The sequence below is a fragment of the Methylobacterium aquaticum genome, assembly GCF_001043915.1.
GTDB lineage: Bacteria > Pseudomonadota > Alphaproteobacteria > Rhizobiales > Beijerinckiaceae > Methylobacterium > Methylobacterium aquaticum.
Genome location: NZ_LABX01000345.1, coordinates 1 through 1,147, shown reverse-complemented (window position 1 = coordinate 1,147; position 1,147 = coordinate 1). Strand labels below are relative to the sequence as shown.

The following is a 1,147-nucleotide window of genomic DNA, read 5'->3' as shown; positions in this document are numbered from 1 at the left end:
CCGTCGCCGGCAACGCCACCTTCGCCCCGGGCTCCACCTTCCAGGTCGAGGCCAACGCCGCCGGCCAGTCCGACCGCCTCGCCGCCACCGGCTCCGCCACCATCCAGGGCGGCACCGTCCAGGTGCTGGCTCAGAACGGGAACTACAATCCCCGCACCCAATACACGGTGCTCTCGGCCAATAACGGCGTCACCGGCACCTTCGCGGGCGTCACCTCCAACCTCGCCTTCCTCACCCCGACGCTGCGCTACCAGCCCGCGGAAGTCGACCTGACGCTGACCCGCAACGACACCCCCTTCGCCACCATCGCCCAGACCCGCAACCAGGCGGCGGTCGCCACCGCCATCCAGGGCGCCGGCGCAGGCGCGGGCATCTACGCCCGCACCGTCGGGCTCACCACCCCGGAGGCGGTCACCGCCTTCCAGGCGCTCACCGGCGACATCCACGCGAGTTCCGTCTCGGCGGCCTACGAGACCGCGTTCTTCGTCCGCGAGGCGATCCTCGACCGCCTGCGCTGGTCGGGCGACGCCGGCCGCGACTACGGCACCCTGCCGGCCACCTACACCGCCGACCTCCCCAGCCGTGCCGCCCCGGTCGCCCCGGTGCCGGTGCGGGTGCTCGATCCCCGGGTGTTCGGCCTGTGGGGCCAGGGCTTCGGCAGCTTCGGCCAGGCGCGCAGCGACGGCAACGCCGTCACCCTCAACCGCGACACCGCCGGCTTCGTGCTCGGCGCCGATCTGCGGCTCGAGAACGGCATCAAGCTCGGCGTCGCCGGCGGCTATACCCGCACCACCCTCGACGCGCCGGGCCAGACGGCGAGCGGCACGATCGAGAGCGGGTTCGGCGGCGTCTATGGCGGCTACGAGGCCGGTCCCTTCGCCCTGCGCCTCGGCGCTTCTTACGCCGACAACAGCCTGCGGCTGCGCCGCTCCGTGGTCTTCCCCGGATTCTCCGAGACCGAGAGCGCGCGCTACGGCGGCTCGACGGTGCAGGGCTTCGGCGAGATCGGCTACCGGATCGCGCTTGGGGCGGGCGTGCTCGGCAAGGCGTCGCCGGTCACAGCGTCGTACATCGAGCCGTTCGTGGGCGGGGCCTATGTCGGCATCGACCGCAATCGGTTCACCGAAACCGGGGGGCGGGGGGGCGT

At 72.8% G+C, this 1,147-nt stretch carries 1 protein-coding gene; it reads left to right on the top strand.

Annotated elements, in window-relative coordinates:
- Positions 1-1,147: autotransporter outer membrane beta-barrel domain-containing protein (locus tag VP06_RS31555; protein WP_048467779.1), on the top strand; the 1,147-nt coding region annotated here is incomplete at both ends.